Below are 18,379 nucleotides of genomic sequence, written 5' to 3' on the forward strand. Positions count from 1 at the left end.
TTAAAGCGTAACTACTGCATTAACATTGGGCTGGATAAATGAAGTATCATAACCCCCAAATGCTTTTAAATAACTCTGTATCGAGGTACCGTAAGCATCCTTAATATACCTTTTCCCATTACTTCTAAAGTATTTTTTTACAGAACCAGCACCACCAAGATGAGCTGCTGCTAAAATTCCCGATTCAGTTATTAAAATACCGTTTACGACCTTTCCGTCGTATTTTTCAATAACATCCCGTAAAATAGATTTATTTTTGGATAATAAAGCAACAAATGCTTTTTCTTGTAGTTTAGGACTTTTTAGGAATTTTTGAGTGTCATGAATTCCAATGGACCTTAATGTTTGATTCCCAAACTGGTACTTTCCTAAATACCCTAAGGAATTGACCTTTTTATACTTGTTTTCGGATTCTCTGAATCCTATTGCTTCTTTGAAAGCAATGAATAAATTTCCCGTATAAGGAATATTTAAACTCGTATAATCCTCTTGTTGGAGTGATGGAAATTGGTACTGTGCTCCATCATTATTTTTTCTCAAAAACCACTCTTTTGTATCTAACTTTAGTGGTTTAAAACTGTAACTTAAAAAGACAATAATTACAGTTAAGCTGGTGTAAAAATACCATTTTTTTCTCATAAATTGTTTTTCTTCTCAACCTGTCACGTTCAGAAATTTCTGCATGCAAAGATACAACTTTTTTCATAAAACTGTAAATCAACACGTTAAAGCTTTCTAAAAATACAAAATATGAGTTCTAAAACCCTCGTTAGCTGAGTACTCAAGCGCAGGAGCAGGAATTTTTAAAACCGAAAAAACAGAGAATAAAGTCCTCAAAAAATGAGAATTTGTTTCAATTTTAGTCAGATCCAGATCCAAACTCAGATAAAATTGTCGTGATCTGGGCCAATTTTCGTTCGAAATAAAAGCAGAATTTTCTCCTTTTCCACTCAACATTCCATCTGCTCCATAACCGATAGCGACATTTAAAATTTTAGGAATTTTTGAATCTTTAAAAAAGGATTTTAAATTAGCCGACAACCAATAGGTTTGACCATTGTAATCTTTTAGAATTTGTTCGGAAAAACTGCTTCCTAAAACTTCTGGTCGGTATTTTGAATATTGCGTAGTGTGAAAAGAAAACTTAGGTACAATGCGCTGCTCTTTCCAAAGCAATTCTTGAGAAATATACAAAGCTGTTCCAGTAGCATTTGCTATTACATCTCCTGTAGATGCCCCCCATTTCGCAGAGAATCCATCAAGCACTTCTACAGCAGTTAGAAATCCAAATCCTAAACTTGCGCCATAAATCAATTGTTTTTTAGAACTGGCGCCACTCCATTCTAACATTTCGCTTCCCAATCGTCCTAAATGGTAAGAAGAATAAACGTGTCCCGCTTTATCCATTTGCAACCAATCTTGGTTGTCATTAATAAAATGAAACTTTGATCTGGGATAATCAGCATACCATAATTGGTTTAAACCTACTAATGCTACCGCCGAAACTGCTATTTCTGAAATGATAACAGCCTTAGTTCTTTTCGAATTTAAAGTATCCGTAGGTTTTAAAAAACGCTGTAGTCCACCTTGAGCTATACAACTAGATATTGTAAGCAAAAAAAAGAAAAGTAAAATGGTTTTCTTCAAAACTACCTCTTAACTCCTTGGGAATTAATCCAATTAGAATATTTTTTGGCATTCACATTATGCTCTTCCAAAGTAGCTGCAAATTCATGGTAACCAAAACGATCTACACTAGCACAAAAATAAATAAAATCATTTTTTTCTGGACTTAAAACCGCTTCAAGCGCTGTAATATCTGGCATAGCAATAGGTCCAGGAGGAAGTCCAATCACTTTATAAGTGTTGTATGGTGAGTTTAAAAACAAATCTTTATAAAAAACTCGTTTTATAATCTGATTAAAATCATCATCCAGTTTCTTTTTAGCATAAATTACTGTAGGGTCTGCCTGAAGTGGCATTCCTAATCGGAGTCTATTCAAGTAAACTCCAGCAATTCTTGGTCTTTCGTCTTTTTTAATTGATTCTTTGTGTACAATAGAAGCCAATGTGGTTGCCTCTGTAGGTGTCAATCCTTGTTTTTTAGCATTCGCAACTCGTTCCTCATTCCAAAAATTACGGTATTCCTTGATCATTTTATCTCTAAACTTCTCAGCCGAAGTATCCCAGTACACTTCATAAGTATTGGCAATAAACATCGATAAAACGTTCTCCTCGGTAAAATCATTTTCTTTTAAAAAGATAGAATCTTTAAATGAATTCAGCAAAGACAAACTATCGGCTTCAATTTGAGAACCCACACGCCCCGCCAAATTTTCAATTCGCTCTTGGTTATTAAAAGCTAATTTTACAGGAACATTGTATCGCATGGCTTTTACCAATTTATAACTATTCATTCCGTTAGTTAATAAAAAACGACCTGATTTTACATTTTCAGGATAACTCATTTTATTAGCCACCATTTCAAAATGATCTATATTATCTACATAAAGAGCTAATGAATCCAGTGCTTGCTCGTAAGTAGCATCGGTCGGAATATGAATATAGATTTCTTTCTCAGTGAATTTTGTATTACTTGAAAATATTTGTCCAATTAAAACAAAACCATAAATAATCAATCCCGAGATAACAACAATGGAAACGATTGAAATAATTTTTTTTGTGCTCAAAGCTAAAAATTTAAAATTGTTGATTAATTAATTGATAGATGGCTTCGTCTTGATACGTTCCGTCGATAAGATTCCAATCCTTTTTGACACCTATACATTGAAAGCCAAATTTAGTAAAAAGTGCTTTACTTGCTTCATTTTGTGTACCAATATTTGCATACAATTGATGTAAATTTAAATGTCTAAAGGAATAGCGAATTAACAAATCCAAAGCTTCAGAACCTATCTTTTGATTTCTATAAGCATTGTCCTGAATTAAGATTCCCACGCCTGCTCTATTGTTTTTTGGATCAAAATCAAATAAATCAATCAATCCTATGGCTGGAAAATCTTCATCTTGACAAATGGCCAATCGCAATTGTTTGGCTTCATAAATATCCTGATGGGCATTTTCAAGATATTGGCGAACTAAAAAGCGGCTATAGGGTGTTTGAGTATTACTCACTTCCCAGATACTTTCATCGTTCTCCATTGCATACACAAACTCCAAATCATTAGGCTCGAGTGCGCGGAGATATATGTTTTCGCCTTTTAATGTTATCATGTAGAGTTGAGGAATTTTCTGGATATTAAATTTCGAATGTACCTTCAAAAACAAATTTTGCAGGACCATTCAGGAAGACATTTACATATTTATTACCTTGTTTTTCAAAAGAAACCGATAGTTTTCCTCCTTCAACATTCATATTGATATCAGTCAAATTAGTTTGTCCAATAGCATTCATTGCAATGGCTGCGGCGGTTGCCCCAGTTCCACAAGCTAAGGTTTCATCTTCTACTCCACGCTCATAGGTACGAAGTGCAAAAGTTGCCTCGTCAATTTTTTTTACAAAATTGATATTGCTTCCCGTTTTGCCGTACAATTCTCCATAACGAATAGCAGCTCCATTTTCTTTGACATTGTAATTTTCTAAATCGTCAACTAATTGTACGTGATGCGGCGAACCTGTATTTAAAAAACTATAATCGGCTGTAGTTTTTATTCCATCTACATCGATCATTTGTAAAGAAACAATTCCTTCTGGATCCACAGAAGCATGATGCAATCCGTCAATGGCATTGAAAGAGGTTGTATCCCCAATTACATCTAATTGTTTCGCAAAAGCCACTAAACATCTTCCACCATTCCCGCACATCGTACTTTGGTTTCCATCGGAGTTGTAATACACCATCTTAAAATCAGTAGTTGCATCGTTTTCGAGCAAAATAAGTCCATCTGCTCCAATTCCGAATCGTCTATCGCAAAGACGTTCAATAAGTTTTGTATTTTCTTTTGGAAAAAACCCAGAACGATTATCAATCATCACAAAATCATTTCCAGTACCTTGATATTTATAAAATTGTATTAACATTATTTCTAATTTTGTTGTACAAAAGTACGAACTATTAATGAAATGTTAATCATTGTTAAACAGCGTTAAAGTGTTTTTTAACATCCATTTTTCGCTTTAAATTTACTTTATAAATAACACAAAAACGATCTCTATTATGAAACGATTTTCTAATCTATTTTTAGTGTCTTTATTAAGTGGAGCCACAACATTAGGGGCTTACAAATTATTATTTGATAATGGCGGTTATTTTTCGAATGATAAAAAAACAATAACAACATTAGCGTCTGATAATTACACAAAAAGAGTAGGTTTATCTTCGGATGTACTCGATTTTACTGAGGCAGCAGATAAAACAATACACAGTGTTGTTCACGTAAAAAATGTATCGTATCACAAAGTGAACAATCCAATGCTTGAATTTTTCTACGGTTATAAGGGAGGACAATCTCAAGAACAAGTGGGTACGGGCTCTGGCGTTATTATTTCAGAAGATGGTTATATTGTAACCAATAATCACGTTGTAAAAGACGCATCAGAAATTGAAATTACCTTAAACAACCGAAAATCATACAAAGCAAAACTGATTGGAACTGATTCTAAAATGGATATTGCCTTGCTGAAAATTGATGCCGATGAAAAATTACCATACTCTGCTTTTGGAAATTCTGATGATGTAAAAGTGGGCGAATGGGTTTTGGCAGTAGGAAATCCGTATAACCTTACTTCTACGGTAACTGCAGGGATTGTTTCGGCAAAAGCTAGAAATCTTGGAACTGATGGTATCCAATCCTTCATTCAAACAGATGCAGCTGTAAATCCTGGAAATAGTGGTGGTGCATTAGTAAATACTCGTGGTGATTTAATTGGAATCAACACTATGATTACATCTATGACGGGTTCTTATGTAGGTTATTCTTTTGCTGTTCCTTCTAATATTACTCGAAAAATAATCGAAGATATTATGGAATTTGGTAATGTGCAACGAGGAATTTTAGGCGTTGAAGGAGGCGAATTGAATTCCAGTGTTTCTAAAGAATTAGGCGTAAAACAAACCCAAGGTTTCTATATCAATAATGTTAGAAAAAACACTGGCGCGGATAAATCTGGTTTGCGAAAAGGTGATATTATTGTAAAAATTGACAATCAAAACATTTCTACTTTTGCTGATCTTTCTGGATATATCAATACGAAAAGACCAAATGATAAAGTAGCCGTAAGCATTATTAGAGATGGTGACACTAAGATTATTCCAGTTACCTTAAGCAAAAACGAATTTTTTAGCACTGAATTTAAAGGAATGGAGCTAGAAAACATTTCGAGTGCAGATAAAAAGAAATTCAACGTTGATTATGGTGTAAAAATCAAGTCGATTAAAAATGAGAACTTAAGCCAATATGCTGACGAACTAACTGGAAATATTATACTAAGTATAGACAATGTAAAAGTGAACGATATTGAAAGCGCTTCTAAACTTTTAAACAGTAAAGATGAACGACAAAGCGTTCGAATTGAAATGATTAATAAAAACGGAGAAATTATTCGAATCATTATCTAATATTTTATCCATATCATCCAAAGCCAGTAAGACATTTGTTTTACTGGCTTTTTTTTATCTCAATTGAATACAATTACTTTCATCTACAAACTTCAAATACCAATAAAAGCAACTAAATGACTTCTCCTATTTTTTTATACAACTATACTTAAAAGTCTATCTGCTTTAAAAAATTTGAATTAGATTATGAGGTTAATTTAAATCACCTTCGAAGTTTTGAAAATCTTTTAATAATTTTCTATAAACCTAAAAACAAAAGAACCTTACAAAATAAAAAAACAGAACTTAACTTAGAAAATTCTCATCTTGCAATTAGTATTTATTATACAGAAACCCTATTAATTACCTAAAAATAGAACATAAAAAAGCGCCTTAAAGCACTTTACATCTTACTCTACAACCCACGAACTTTATAAAACCCGATTGATTTGAGTTACTCTTTTACTGTAATATTTCTCTTTTATTGACGAAATAATTACACCATTACCCACTGAAGCATGGATAAATTTAATCTCTCCATCAGGAGCAACTTCAACCACCATTCCTACATGATTAATTCGACTACGACCATTAGTTCTAAAAAAGATTAAATCCCCTTTTTGAGCTTTTTCAGTATCAATTTTCATCCCAAATTGGGATTGTTCAAAAGAAGTTCTAGGCAATTGTATATCATAAGCTCCGAAGGCAGAACACATTAACCCTGAACAATCAAAACCTTCCTTAGAAGTACCTCCTGTTCTATAACGTATTCCTATATTTTCTGATGCTGTAGAAATTAATTGATCTACAAAATCACCTCCCTGAAATCCGTTCACTTTATATTTTGTCTCTCCATTAGCACTCAAAGCCTCATTACTAAAATAATCTTTAGAAGTTGTTTTTATATTCGATTTTGAAGTTCGAATCGTTAGTTTCTCTCCTACTAAAAGCTTATTTACAATCTTAGGATTTTGGGTTTCCAATTCTTTCACGGTAAGTCCAAATTCTTTTGCAATTCCGTATTTTGTTTCTTTAGCAACGACTTCATGAATAACTTCTACTTGAATATCATCTACTAGCTTAACTTCAGTTGCTACAATTGCAGCTGCGCTAATTTTAGCGTCAACATTTAATTGCTCTTTATTAATTAAAACATCATTTCCTTCTATAAGCTGTTTATTGGTGACTGGAATTATAATTTTCTGACCAACTCTTAATGCTTGCGTTTCTAATATCGGATTGGCTTTTTCAATATCAGCAACTGAAAGACCATATTCTTTAGCAATACCATAAAGTGTTTCTTTTGCTAAGACCTCTTTAATAATATTTCTTTTAAAATCATTATCAGCAACAACTAAAGCATCTTTCTTTTCTGATTTTACTGGAGTAAATTCTTTTTGAGGAACATTCTCTACAACTAAATCATTCGATTCAACAACAGGAACATTAATAGTATTCCCAACTCGTAAACCTCTTTTTTCTAAAAAAGGATTTAAAACATACAATTCAGTTACTTTTATTCCGTATTGCTTTGCAATTCCATATATGGTTTCTTTTGCTAAAACTAGATGTTGTTTTTGTCTTACAGGAGGATTAGCTACTATTTTTTCAGTTTTAACCGAAGTGACTGGCACTAATAAAATTTCTTTAAACTTTATCCCTTTTTTGGCGTCAGGATTAATTTCGTAGATAGCTGCTGGCTTTACATTGTATTGTTCTGCAATTTTGGATATTGTTTCACCTTTAGCAACTGTGTGTTTAACGTATTTTTCCTGAGAAAAACCATTAAACTTACTAAATAGAACCAATAATAGAATCCAAAATTTACACCTCATAAAAATATTTTAAATTAAACCACAGCTTATTCATTTTCAACTCATTAGAAAACAACACTAAAAAAGAATTTTTCTAACAACAAAAATTTTATAAAAGCGAATTTAACATTTTAATACCAATAAACCCAACTTTACTAGCACTTTAAGCAATTTTTTAGTATATATTCAAAAAAAAAGCGCTCTGTTTACACAGAACGCATTTTATTATAATAAAAAGTAAATTATACTTGCGCAGCAATCAAATTTAATGCTGATCCAGCAACAAACCAACCAATTTGACTAGCATTATAGGTGTGATTAGCCAAAATAATATCTTTAGTACCATTAGCGTGAACAAATTCTATTGTTAATGGTTTTCCTGGAGCAAAATCAACTAAATCAATAAAATTAATCGTGTCATCCTCTTCGATTTTATCATAATCAGCTTCATTAGCAAAGGTCAGTCCTAATAAACCTTGTTTTTTAAGATTTGTTTCGTGAATGCGGGCAAAAGATTTTACCAATACTGCTTTCACACCTAAGAAACGTGGTTCCATTGCAGCATGCTCACGGGAAGAACCTTCCCCATAATTGTGATCTCCTATAACTACCGAAGGCACTCCAGCTGCTTTATAGGCACGAGCTACAGCCGGGACTGCTTCATACCCACCGGTTAATTGGTTTTTAACAGAGTTTGTCTTTTGGTTAAATGCGTTTACAGCACCAATCAACATATTATTAGAAATATTATCTAAGTGTCCACGGTAACGCAACCATGGCCCAGCCATTGAAATATGATCGGTAGTACATTTACCAAACGCTTTAATCAATAATTTAGCACCCGTAATATTTTTACCATCCCAGGCATCAAATGGAGCTAATAATTGCAAACGATCTGAAGTTTCACTTACTACTATTTTAACTGAAGACCCATCTTCAGCAGGTGCTTGAAAACCTGCATCCTCTACATCAAATCCTTTTGATGGTAATTCATCACCAAATGGAGCATTCAATTTCACTTCTTCGCCTTTATCATTTATTAAATTATCAGTCAAAGGATTAAAGTCCAATCTTCCTGAAATTGCTAATGCGGCCACCATTTCTGGTGACGTTACAAAGGCGTGCGTGTTTGGATTACCATCGGCACGTTTTGAAAAGTTACGGTTAAAGGAGTGAACGATTGTGTTTTTCTCTTGTTTGTCGGCTCCTGCTCTATCCCATTGTCCGATACATGGCCCACAAGCATTGGTAAATACTTTAGTTCCCATTTTTTCGAAAGTGGCAATAATTCCGTCTCTTTCGATAGTATATCTAATTTGCTCCGAACCTGGATTGATTCCGAATTCTGCTTTTGGAGTAATTCCGTGTTCTACAGCTTGGTTTACGATTGATGCGGCACGAGCCATATCTTCGTAAGAAGAGTTGGTACAAGAACCGATTAATCCCCATTCTACTTTAATAGGCCACCCGTTTGCAGCAGCTTCTGCTTTCATTTGAGAAACCGGAGTTCCTCTGTCTGGCGTAAAAGGGCCATTAATGTGTGGTTCTAACTCTGAAAGATTAATCTCAATTACTTGATCAAAATAAGTTGCCGGATCAGCATATACTTCAGGATCTCCTGTTAAGTAAGAAGCTACTTTATCAGCAGCATCAACCACATCTTGACGCCCTGTTGCAGAAAGGTATCTTCTCATTGAATCATCGTATCCGAATGTAGAAGTAGTCGCTCCAATTTCGGCTCCCATATTACAGATAGTTCCTTTTCCAGTACAAGACATTGAAGTTGCTCCTTCTCCAAAATATTCAACAATAGATCCTGTACCACCTTTTACGGTTAGAATATCAGCCACTTTTAAGATCACATCTTTTGGTGCAGTCCAACCCGATAATTTTCCAGTCAATTTTACACCTATTAATTTTGGAAATTTTAGTTCCCAAGACATTCCTGACATTACATCTACAGCATCAGCACCACCAACACCAATTGCCAACATACCTAATCCACCTGCATTTACAGTATGAGAATCGGTACCGATCATCATTCCTCCGGGAAATGCATAGTTTTCCAAGACGATTTGGTGAATAATTCCTGAACCTGGTTTCCAGAAACCAATTCCATATTTATCAGACACTGAAGAAAGGAAATCAAAAACCTCTTTGGATTGTTTATTGGCTGCCGCCAAATCAAATTCGGCTCCGTTCTTAGCCAAAATCAAGTGATCACAGTGTACTGTTGTAGGAACAGCAACTGTTTTCTTTCCAGCGTGCATAAATTGCAATAAAGCCATTTGAGCCGTTGCGTCTTGGCAAGCTACTCTATCTGGAGCAAAATCAACATAATCAACACCTCTTCCGTAAGCTTGCTTAGCAACACCGTCCCAAAGGTGACTGTATAAAATTTTCTCTGTTAAAGTAAGTGGTTTTCCAACTATTTTACGTGCAGCATCAACACGACTAGTCATGTTGTGATACACTTTTTTAATCATTTCGATATCAAATGCCATTTGTATATTGTTTTTATTATTTTTTTTGAACACACAAGATACAAAAATTTAAGAAGCTATAAAATAAAAGCCCAAGTCAATGACTCGGGCTTTTGATAATATTAACTAATTATGTTATTATTTTACTAACAACTTATGAGATGGAGCAAATTTAGTTAGATTAATTCCCTCAACAGCCGTTTTATATTCTTCAATTGTTGGAGTTCTACCTAGTACTGTTGACAAAACTACAACTGGCGTAGAAGAAAGTAAAGACTCTCCTTTTTTACCTTCTGTATCTTCCACAACTCTTCCTTGGAAAAGACGTGTAGAAGTTGCCATAACCGTATCTCCTTTTTCTGCTTTTTCTTGGTTACCCATACAAAGATTACAACCTGGACGCTCTAAATACAACATGTTTTCATACGAAGTACGAGCAGCTGCTTTAGGGGCATTATCGTCAAATTCAAAACCAGAATATTTTTGTAAAACTTCCCAATCACCTTCTGCTTTCAACTCATCTACGATATTATAAGTAGGTGGCGCAACAACAAGTGGTGCTTTAAACTCTACTTTACCATTTTGCGTTTCTATATTTTTAAGCATTTGAGCCAAGATTTTCATATCACCCTTATGAACCATACAAGATCCGATAAATCCAAGATCTACTTTTTTAACTCCTCCATAGAAAGATAAAGGTCTAATAGTATCGTGAGTATATCTTTTAGAAACATCTGCATTATTAACATCTGGATCTGCAATCATTGGTTCAGCAATCTGATCTAGATCTACAATAACTTCAGCGTAATACTTAGCATTTGCATCTGGTCTTAAGGCTGGTTTTTCACCTGAAATAATCTCAGCAATTCTCTTATCAGCAATAGCAATCAATCCTTTAAGAACTTGATTTTTATTGTCCATTCCTTTGTCGATCATGATTTGGATTCTACCTTTTGCCATCTCTAACGACTCAATCAAAGTAGCATCTTCAGAAATACAGATAGAAGCTTTCGCTTTCATCTCAGCAGTCCAATCCGTAAACGTAAAGGCTTGATCCGCATTAAGAGTTCCTAAGTGAACCTCTATAATTCTTCCTTGGAATACATTCTCTCCTCCAAATGTTTTAAGCATTTGAGCTTGTGTAGCATGAACTACATCACGGAAATCCATGTATCCTTTCATATCTCCTTTGAAAGTTACTTTCACAGATTCTGGAATTGGCATAGAAGCTTCTCCTGTAGCCAAAGCAAGAGCAACAGTTCCTGAGTCAGCACCAAAAGCAACACCTTTAGACATTCTTGTATGAGAGTCTCCACCGATGATGATAGCCCACTCATTTACAGTAATATCATTAAGTACTTTGTGAATTACATCAGTCATTGAATGGTAAACGCCTTTTGGGTCACGAGCCGTGATCAATCCGAAGTCATTCATAAATTTCATTAATCTAGGAATATTAGCCTTAGATTTATTATCCCAAACTGAAGCAGTATGACATCCTGATTGGTAAGCACCGTCAACAATTGGAGAAATCACAGTAGCAGCCATAGACTCTAATTCCTGAGAAGTCATCAAACCAGTTGTATCTTGCGAACCAACAATATTTACAGTAACACGAACATCAGAACCAGCATGTAAAACTTTACCTGGAGTTGTTCCAACCGCATTTTTATTAAAAATTTTCTCTACGGCTGTAAGACCTTGTCCTTCAACAGACACTTCTTTTGACGGAGCATATACAGGCAAAATAGGAATACCAAGAGTCTTTGAAGCAAATGTTTGCAATTTCTTTCCAAAAACAATAGCGTAAGACCCACCTGCTTTTATAAATTCAATTTTCTGAGGAGTGAATGCCTTAGAAATATCAATTAATTCTTTATCGCCGTTGTAAAGTTTCTTAGTTTTTGTATTAATTGTAAGAACAGTACCTGTAGCAACAGAGTAAACTTCCTCAAGAATAGGATCACCACTCTCATTAAGAAGAGGTTTTCCATTTTCATCCAATTTTTTTACCCAGTTTTTAAGGTCAAGACCAATACCACCAGTAACATCAACAGTTGTTAGGAAAATTGGAGAAATACCATTTGTTCCTGCAACGATTGGAGCAATATTAATAAATGGTACATAAGGACTTGCTTGTTTTCCTGTCCAAAGTGCCACGTTATTTACACCTGACATTCTGGATGAACCTACACCCATAGTTCCTTTTTCAGCAATTAACATTACGCTCTTATCAGGATTCGCAGTTGCTAATGCTTTTATTTCAGCTTGTGCTTCAGGAGAAATTAAACATTTTCCATGAAGTTCACGATCGGAACGTGAGTGCGCTTGGTTACCTGGAGAAAGTAAATCAGTTGAAATATCTCCTTCACCAGCAATATATGTAATTACCTTAATTTCTTCAGCAATTTCAGGTAATTTAGTAAAAAACTCTGCTTTGGCGTAGCTTTCTAGAATATCCTTAGCAATTTCATTTCCGCTTTTAAAAGCTGCTTCTAAACGATCTGTATCTGCTTCATAAAGATAAACTTGTGTTTTCAAAACTTCTGCAGCTTGTTTAGCAATAGCTACATCAGCACCTAAAGCTAAATCAAGTAAAACCTTTATAGAAGTCCCACCTTTCATGTGTGATAACAATTCTAAAGCAAAAGCTGGTGTGATTTCAGCAACTACTGATTGCCCTAAAACGATTTCTTTTAAAAAATTAGCTTTTACATTAGCAGCAGGAGTAGTTCCAGGAACAACATTGTAAATAAAGAAGTTAAGAGAGTCTTCTCTGTACTCATTATTCAAATCTTTAATTTGTGCAATGATTTCGCTTAGCAATTCAGCACCATCAATTGGTTTTGGGTTAAGCCCTTGACCTTTTCGTTCTTCAATCTCTTGGATATAATCCTTATAAGTATTCATAATAGAAGGCTTTTTCAATGTTAATAGCTGATTCCTTTGATTAATTCAAATTCAAAAGCCATAATTTTAGGTTTTTTTTTATTTGTGATGCAAATTTAGTTATTAAAGCTGAGATTTTAAAAAATTTTACCCCCTCTGGATTGACAAAAAATTGATTATTGAAAAATATGCACTAAGAAGACATAATATTAAGAAAAAACTAAATTTTACCTTCTTTTACAAACAATCAGCAAATACACAATCTGTTTTATAACAAACTTAAAACATGTTGTTACATAGAAGATTATTATTTACAACAAAACAACTACTTTAAGAAGCATTAAACCAGTTTGGCTATTATCATTTCCTCAGTAATTCCTTCGGCGTCAGCTTTATAATTTTTAATAATTCGGTGTCTTAAAACTGATGTTGCCACCGCAATAACATCCTCAATATCTGGAGAAAATTTTCCATTAAAAGCCGCGTGTGCTTTAGCAGCTAAAATCAAATTTTGAGACGCTCTTGGACCAGCTCCCCAATCTAAATAATTCTTAACAAAATCGGTTGCCAAATTACTATCAGGACGTGTTTTACTTACTAAAGTCACAGCATATTCCACCACATTATCCGCCACAGGAATTCGGCGAATTAAATGCTGAAAACCGATAATTTCCTGAGCTGTAAATAGTGGATTTATTTTCTGACTTACATCAGAAGTGGTTCTTTTTACCACCTGAACTTCTTCTTCAAAAGAAGGATATTCTAATTTTACAGCAAACATAAAACGATCCAACTGCGCTTCAGGCAAAGGATAAGTTCCTTCTTGCTCAATTGGGTTTTGAGTTGCCAATACAAAATAAGGTAAATCTAATTTATGATTTATTCCGGCAATCGTTACCGAACGCTCCTGCATAGCTTCCAATAAAGCTGCTTGAGTCTTTGGGGGTGTTCTATTAATTTCATCTGCCAAAATAATATTCGAAAAAACAGGCCCTTTTACAAATTTAAATTGGCGGTTTTCATCTAGAATTTCACTCCCTAAAATATCCGAAGGCATTAAATCTGGTGTAAACTGAATTCTTTTAAAATGAAGACCAAGTGCCTCTGAAATTGTATTTACCATCAATGTTTTTGCTAAACCCGGAACTCCAACTAAAAGCGCATGACCGCCTGAAAAAACACACAGCAACAACTGATCGATTACTTTTTCTTGACCAACAATAATTTTTGCTATTTCACTTTTTAATTCAGCATGTTTTTGAACTAAATTATGTATTGCCGCTACATCAGACATTTTAAAACTATTTTAAATTAAAAAAAGAGTCAACTTTATGAATTCATAAAACTAACTCTTTTTATTTATTTTGACCAAATTATTTTTTCAACCAGTTATTTGTAAATTTACAATCTCTGTATTCCCCAATAATTTTAATATAGGTCTCTTTAATTTTTTCATCAAACCATTTCCCTATGGCGTTGATTTGCTTTTCTTTTAAAGCCAATTCTTTAATTTTTACATAATCCTGAGCATAATCAGCAGTATGTTCATTAATTCTATTGGTAACAGTGATTAATTTATATTGTTTTTTTCCAGATGTTGTTTCATCTAAAATAGGCATCGAAATCTCATTATCCTTTAAATTAGAAACTTGAGAATATAAATTAGGATCCATTTTAGTCAATTCAAAACGAGTATCCTGTGTATTTGGATTAATCAAAACCCCACCATTTGCTCTTGTTTCTTTTTGGTCTGACAAACTTCTGGCTGCATCAGCAAAAGTAATCTCTTTATCTAAAATACGTTTTCTAACTAAATCAGCTTTTTGTTTTGCTTCTTCCAGCGCTTCTTTGCTTACGGTAGGACTTAATAATATGTGACGTAATTCTAATTCTTGCCCTTTTATTTTTTCTAAATAAATAATATGATAACCGTATTCTGTTTCAAATGGAGCAGATATTTCTCCTTCTTCTAAATCAAAGGCAACATCTTTAAACTCTTTAACAAAAGGGGTTTTTCGAGTCATTTTATAAAAACCTCCACTAGATCTTGATCCTGGATCCTGAGAATACAAAACTGCTTTGGTTGCAAAACTAGAGCCTTCCTGAATGTCTTTTTTAAACCCATTCAACTGATCAATTACTTTTTGTTTTTCAATTGCAGTTATTTTAGGCTCAATTATGATTTGAGAAACTTCCATTTCTGCACCAAAAACCGGCAACTCGTCTTTAGATAGTTTCTTGAAAAAATTACGAACTTCTTCAGGCGTAATTTCTACTTCGTCAACTATCTTTTTTTGCATTTCAGATGTTAGCTTGTTTTCTTTTAAAATATCAAAAAAATAACTTCTAAATTCTTCTTCGGTATCTTTTTTATAATATTTAATTACCTTTTCTAAGGAACCAATTTGTTGAATCATATAAGTTAGACGTTCATCCATCATAGACTTAACCTCTGCATCTGTAACCTTAACACTATCCTGAACAGCCTGATGTGCATATAATTTATCTTCCAATAATTTACCCAACATTTGGCATCTTGTAATGCCTTTTACAGAACCTCCCTGGCTAGAAATTTCTAAATAAGCCTTATCAATATCAGAATCCAAAACTATGTAATCCCCCACTGTAGCAATAACACCATCTATTTTTTGTCTTTGACTTGGAGTTGCTTTTTTGACTTCAGCAACAACAGTGTCTTTTATTATTTCCTGAGCATTAATTGCTGTATTGAACAAAAAAAGTACAAAAAACAAAAGTGCATTTTTAATATGTATGGATTTCATTAAAGAATATTATTTAAATTTTATTTCAGTAAAAACGAACAAAAATAACAATTCAATTACATTATACAAGTTTCCACCTGACTATTAACAAAAAATTATACTCGAAAAAAGCAAGTAATGACTTTTACAAAAAAACTTTTTTTAAAAAACAAACCATAGAACAGAAGTCTGACCAACAAATACTCTAAATCAACTGGAGACTTATTTATTTTCAAATCGCATATATAAATAGTACTTTTGCAAACTATTTATATTTAATATGAGCTTTTTAAAAGAAATACAACGTAGAAGAACCTTTGGAATTATATCGCATCCCGATGCTGGAAAAACAACTCTTACCGAAAAATTATTACTTTTTGGAGGAGCAATCCAGGAAGCAGGAGCTGTAAAAAACAACAAAATTAAAAAAGGAGCGACGAGTGATTTCATGGAAATTGAACGTCAGAGAGGAATCTCGGTATCTACTTCAGTTTTAGCATTCAATTATAAGGATAAAAAAATCAATATTCTAGACACCCCTGGGCACAAGGATTTTGCAGAAGATACTTTTAGAACCTTAACTGCAGTTGACAGCGTTATTGTAGTAATTGACGTAGCAAAAGGAGTTGAGGAACAAACTGAAAAATTAGTTGCGGTTTGTAGAATGCGTAAAATTCCAATTATTGTTTTTATCAATAAATTAGATCGGGAGGGTCATGACGCTTTTGATTTGATGGATGAAGTAGAACAAAAACTAGGTCTTACCGTTACTCCATTGAGTTTCCCTATTGGAATGGGTTACGATTTTCAAGGAATTTACAATCTTTGGGAACAAAACATCAACTTGTTTAGTGGAGACAGCCGAAAAAACATCGAAGAAACTATCGCTTTTTCGGATGTTCAAAATCCTGAATTGGAAAAAATAATTGGTCAAAAACCAGCTGATCGTTTACGTGAAGAATTAGAGTTAATTGACGAAGTCTATCCAAAATTCAATCAACAAGATTATCTGGACGGAAAATTACAACCCGTGTTTTTTGGTTCTGCTTTGAATAATTTTGGTGTTAGAGAGTTATTAGACTGTTTTGTTACAATAGCTCCTTCTCCAAGACCAAAAGAATCAGAAACCCGATTGGTAGATCCAAAAGAAGAAAAACTATCCGGTTTTGTATTTAAAATCCATGCTAATATGGATCCAAAACACCGTGACCGTTTGGCTTTTATCAAAATTGTTTCTGGAACTTTTGAAAGAAACAAACCTTATTATCATGTTAGACAAAAGAAAAATTTAAAATTTTCTAGTCCGAATGCTTTTTTTGCTGAGAAAAAAGAAATTGTAGACATCTCTTATCCTGGTGATATTGTGGGACTTCATGATACTGGAAATTTCAAAATTGGTGATACTTTAACCGAGGGTGAAATCATGAGTTTCAAAGGAATTCCAAGTTTCTCTCCAGAACATTTTAGATACATTAATAATGCAGACCCAATGAAAGCAAAACAGCTGGAAAAAGGAGTTGACCAATTAATGGATGAAGGTGTGGCCCAGTTGTTTACTTTAGAAATGAATAACAGAAAAGTAATTGGTACTGTTGGAGCACTTCAATATGAAGTAATTCAATACCGTTTAGAGCACGAATACGGTGCTAAATGTACTTATGAAAACTTCCCTGTACACAAAGCCTGTTGGGTAAAACCAGATGATGCTAAAAATGACGAGTTTAAAGAATTCAAACGAATCAAACAAAAATTCTTAGCCAAAGACAAATACGACCAATTGGTTTTTCTAGCAGATTCGGACTTTACAATCCAAATGACACAGAATAAATACCCAAGTGTTAAATTGTTTTTTACTTCTGAAATGGACTAAAAACAACACTTAATTCCATAAAAAAAGGGTCATATTTTAAAACGTGACCCTTTTTTTATGTTGAAATAGTATGACTAAGACAATGAATTTTCGTAATTCACTACTTTTTTCAAAAAAGCTTTAATTAACAAACGATTTGGTGCAATTCCAGAGGTAATGATTAATTTCTTAGCACTACCTTCTGTAGATAATGTAGAATTAGGATCTTGTTTTGTTCCCATAAACCAAAGTGCAAATTCCATATTAGAAGTCGCTCTTGAACTTTCTAATTTCACATTAGTCGTTTCTGATTTCTCAGTAAAACTCATATTAGATGCTGATTGAGACTGACTGAATACTGAAGAGGAAAACATAAAAAATAGCACAAATACAAATATCAATTGTATTAATTTAGAATTCGTGTTATTTGTTTTTAAGTTGTTCATGGCTTTGTTGCTACAGTTTTGATTTTATTATGAAACAAATCTATTGCAATACATAAACAGTAAAAAACATTTCCGATAAACTACCCCAAAACTCGTTTAGCTACTAAAAAAGACAAATTACATCCGGAAAACAAAGAAAAAAGGCTTTCAATAAATGAAAGCCTTTGTAATTTTATGCTTGTCCAGCAGGACCAAAATTAAGTGGAATAGGTGTTTGCTCCGTATCTTTGATTTCGCCATGAGCTACTTCAAAACGGTGAATATTTTCACCAATAGCCTTTAACAATCTCTTAGCGTGTTGTGGAGTTAAAACAATTCTAGACTTCACCTTAGCCTTAGGGACACCTGGCATGATGCTTACAAAATCCAAAACAAACTCTGAAGCCGAGTGATTAATTATAGCCAAATTAGAATAAATTCCTTCAGCTGTTTTTTCGTCTAATTCAATATTAATTTGTTCTTGTTGATCTTTCATATAAATGAGTTCTTAGTGATTAGTAACTAGTACTTAGTAACAAATAATTAGCAAAAAGTGATTAGCCATAAGACTAATCACTAATCACTAAGTACTAATCACT

The 18,379-nt window shown here is 33.5% G+C and carries 14 protein-coding genes; 2 read left to right on the forward strand and 12 right to left on the reverse strand.

The window, feature by feature from the left end:
- From AAGV28_RS03085 to dapF, 5 genes are all read right to left on the reverse strand, one after another.
- A complete protein-coding gene (locus tag AAGV28_RS03085; protein WP_373405357.1) occupies window positions 1-639 on the reverse strand; it encodes a peptidoglycan-binding protein LysM in 639 nt (212 codons plus the stop codon).
- Between the two features lie 96 nt (window positions 640-735).
- Window positions 736-1,617, reverse strand: a complete 882-nt coding sequence (locus AAGV28_RS03090) for a DUF2279 domain-containing protein (protein WP_373405358.1) — start codon at window positions 1,615-1,617, stop codon at window positions 736-738.
- Between the two features lie 32 nt (window positions 1,618-1,649).
- Window positions 1,650-2,690 carry an endolytic transglycosylase MltG gene (gene mltG, locus AAGV28_RS03095; RefSeq protein ID WP_373405359.1) on the reverse strand — a complete coding sequence of 347 codons (1,041 nt, stop codon included), beginning with the start codon at window positions 2,688-2,690 and terminating at the stop codon, window positions 1,650-1,652.
- A gap of 10 nt (window positions 2,691-2,700) precedes the next feature.
- Window positions 2,701-3,234, reverse strand: a complete 534-nt coding sequence (locus AAGV28_RS03100) for a GNAT family N-acetyltransferase (protein ID WP_373405360.1) — start codon at window positions 3,232-3,234, stop codon at window positions 2,701-2,703.
- 25 nt (window positions 3,235-3,259) lie between these two features.
- Window positions 3,260-4,042 (reverse strand): diaminopimelate epimerase, encoded by a 783-nt coding sequence (gene dapF, locus AAGV28_RS03105; RefSeq protein ID WP_373405361.1) that lies wholly within the window; start codon window positions 4,040-4,042, stop codon window positions 3,260-3,262.
- A 136-nt stretch (window positions 4,043-4,178) separates the two neighbouring features.
- On the opposite strand from dapF, the gene AAGV28_RS03110 reads away from it, so the two are divergent.
- Window positions 4,179-5,579, forward strand: a complete 1,401-nt coding sequence (locus AAGV28_RS03110) for a Do family serine endopeptidase (RefSeq protein ID WP_373405362.1) — start codon at window positions 4,179-4,181, stop codon at window positions 5,577-5,579.
- Between the two features lie 410 nt (window positions 5,580-5,989).
- Here the strand turns inward: AAGV28_RS03110 and AAGV28_RS03115 are convergent, their stop codons facing one another.
- The 5 genes from AAGV28_RS03115 to AAGV28_RS03135 form a co-directional block, all read right to left on the reverse strand.
- Window positions 5,990-7,393, reverse strand: coding sequence for a peptidoglycan endopeptidase (locus tag AAGV28_RS03115; RefSeq protein ID WP_373405363.1), 1,404 nt, complete (start codon window positions 7,391-7,393; stop codon window positions 5,990-5,992).
- Between the two features lie 221 nt (window positions 7,394-7,614).
- Window positions 7,615-9,876: an aconitate hydratase gene (locus tag AAGV28_RS03120; RefSeq protein WP_373405364.1), complete on the reverse strand. Its 2,262-nt coding sequence runs from the start codon at window positions 9,874-9,876 to the stop codon at window positions 7,615-7,617.
- Window positions 9,877-9,993: 117 nt separating this feature from the next.
- The gene (locus AAGV28_RS03125) at window positions 9,994-12,765 is read right to left on the reverse strand and encodes a bifunctional aconitate hydratase 2/2-methylisocitrate dehydratase (protein ID WP_373405365.1); all 2,772 of its coding nucleotides are present in this window, start codon (window positions 12,763-12,765) and stop codon (window positions 9,994-9,996) included.
- A gap of 319 nt (window positions 12,766-13,084) precedes the next feature.
- The gene (locus AAGV28_RS03130) at window positions 13,085-14,038 is read right to left on the reverse strand and encodes an AAA family ATPase (RefSeq protein ID WP_373405366.1); all 954 of its coding nucleotides are present in this window, start codon (window positions 14,036-14,038) and stop codon (window positions 13,085-13,087) included.
- 79 nt (window positions 14,039-14,117) lie between these two features.
- Complete coding sequence (locus tag AAGV28_RS03135) at window positions 14,118-15,527, reverse strand: peptidylprolyl isomerase (protein ID WP_373405367.1); 1,410 nt, start codon at window positions 15,525-15,527, stop codon at window positions 14,118-14,120.
- 259 nt (window positions 15,528-15,786) lie between these two features.
- On the opposite strand from AAGV28_RS03135, the gene AAGV28_RS03140 reads away from it, so the two are divergent.
- Window positions 15,787-17,376 carry a peptide chain release factor 3 gene (locus AAGV28_RS03140; protein WP_373405368.1) on the forward strand — a complete coding sequence of 530 codons (1,590 nt, stop codon included), beginning with the start codon at window positions 15,787-15,789 and terminating at the stop codon, window positions 17,374-17,376.
- 74 nt (window positions 17,377-17,450) lie between these two features.
- On the opposite strand, the gene AAGV28_RS03145 is transcribed toward AAGV28_RS03140, so the two are convergent.
- Window positions 17,451-17,729, reverse strand: coding sequence for a hypothetical protein (locus AAGV28_RS03145; protein WP_373405369.1), 279 nt, complete (start codon window positions 17,727-17,729; stop codon window positions 17,451-17,453).
- Window positions 17,730-17,973: 244 nt separating this feature from the next.
- Complete coding sequence (locus AAGV28_RS03150) at window positions 17,974-18,276, reverse strand: DUF3467 domain-containing protein (protein ID WP_373405370.1); 303 nt, start codon at window positions 18,274-18,276, stop codon at window positions 17,974-17,976.
- Window positions 18,277-18,379: the final 103 nt, after the last annotated feature.

It is taken from the genome of Flavobacterium zubiriense (genome assembly GCF_041729725.1).
GTDB lineage: Bacteria > Bacteroidota > Bacteroidia > Flavobacteriales > Flavobacteriaceae > Flavobacterium > Flavobacterium zubiriense.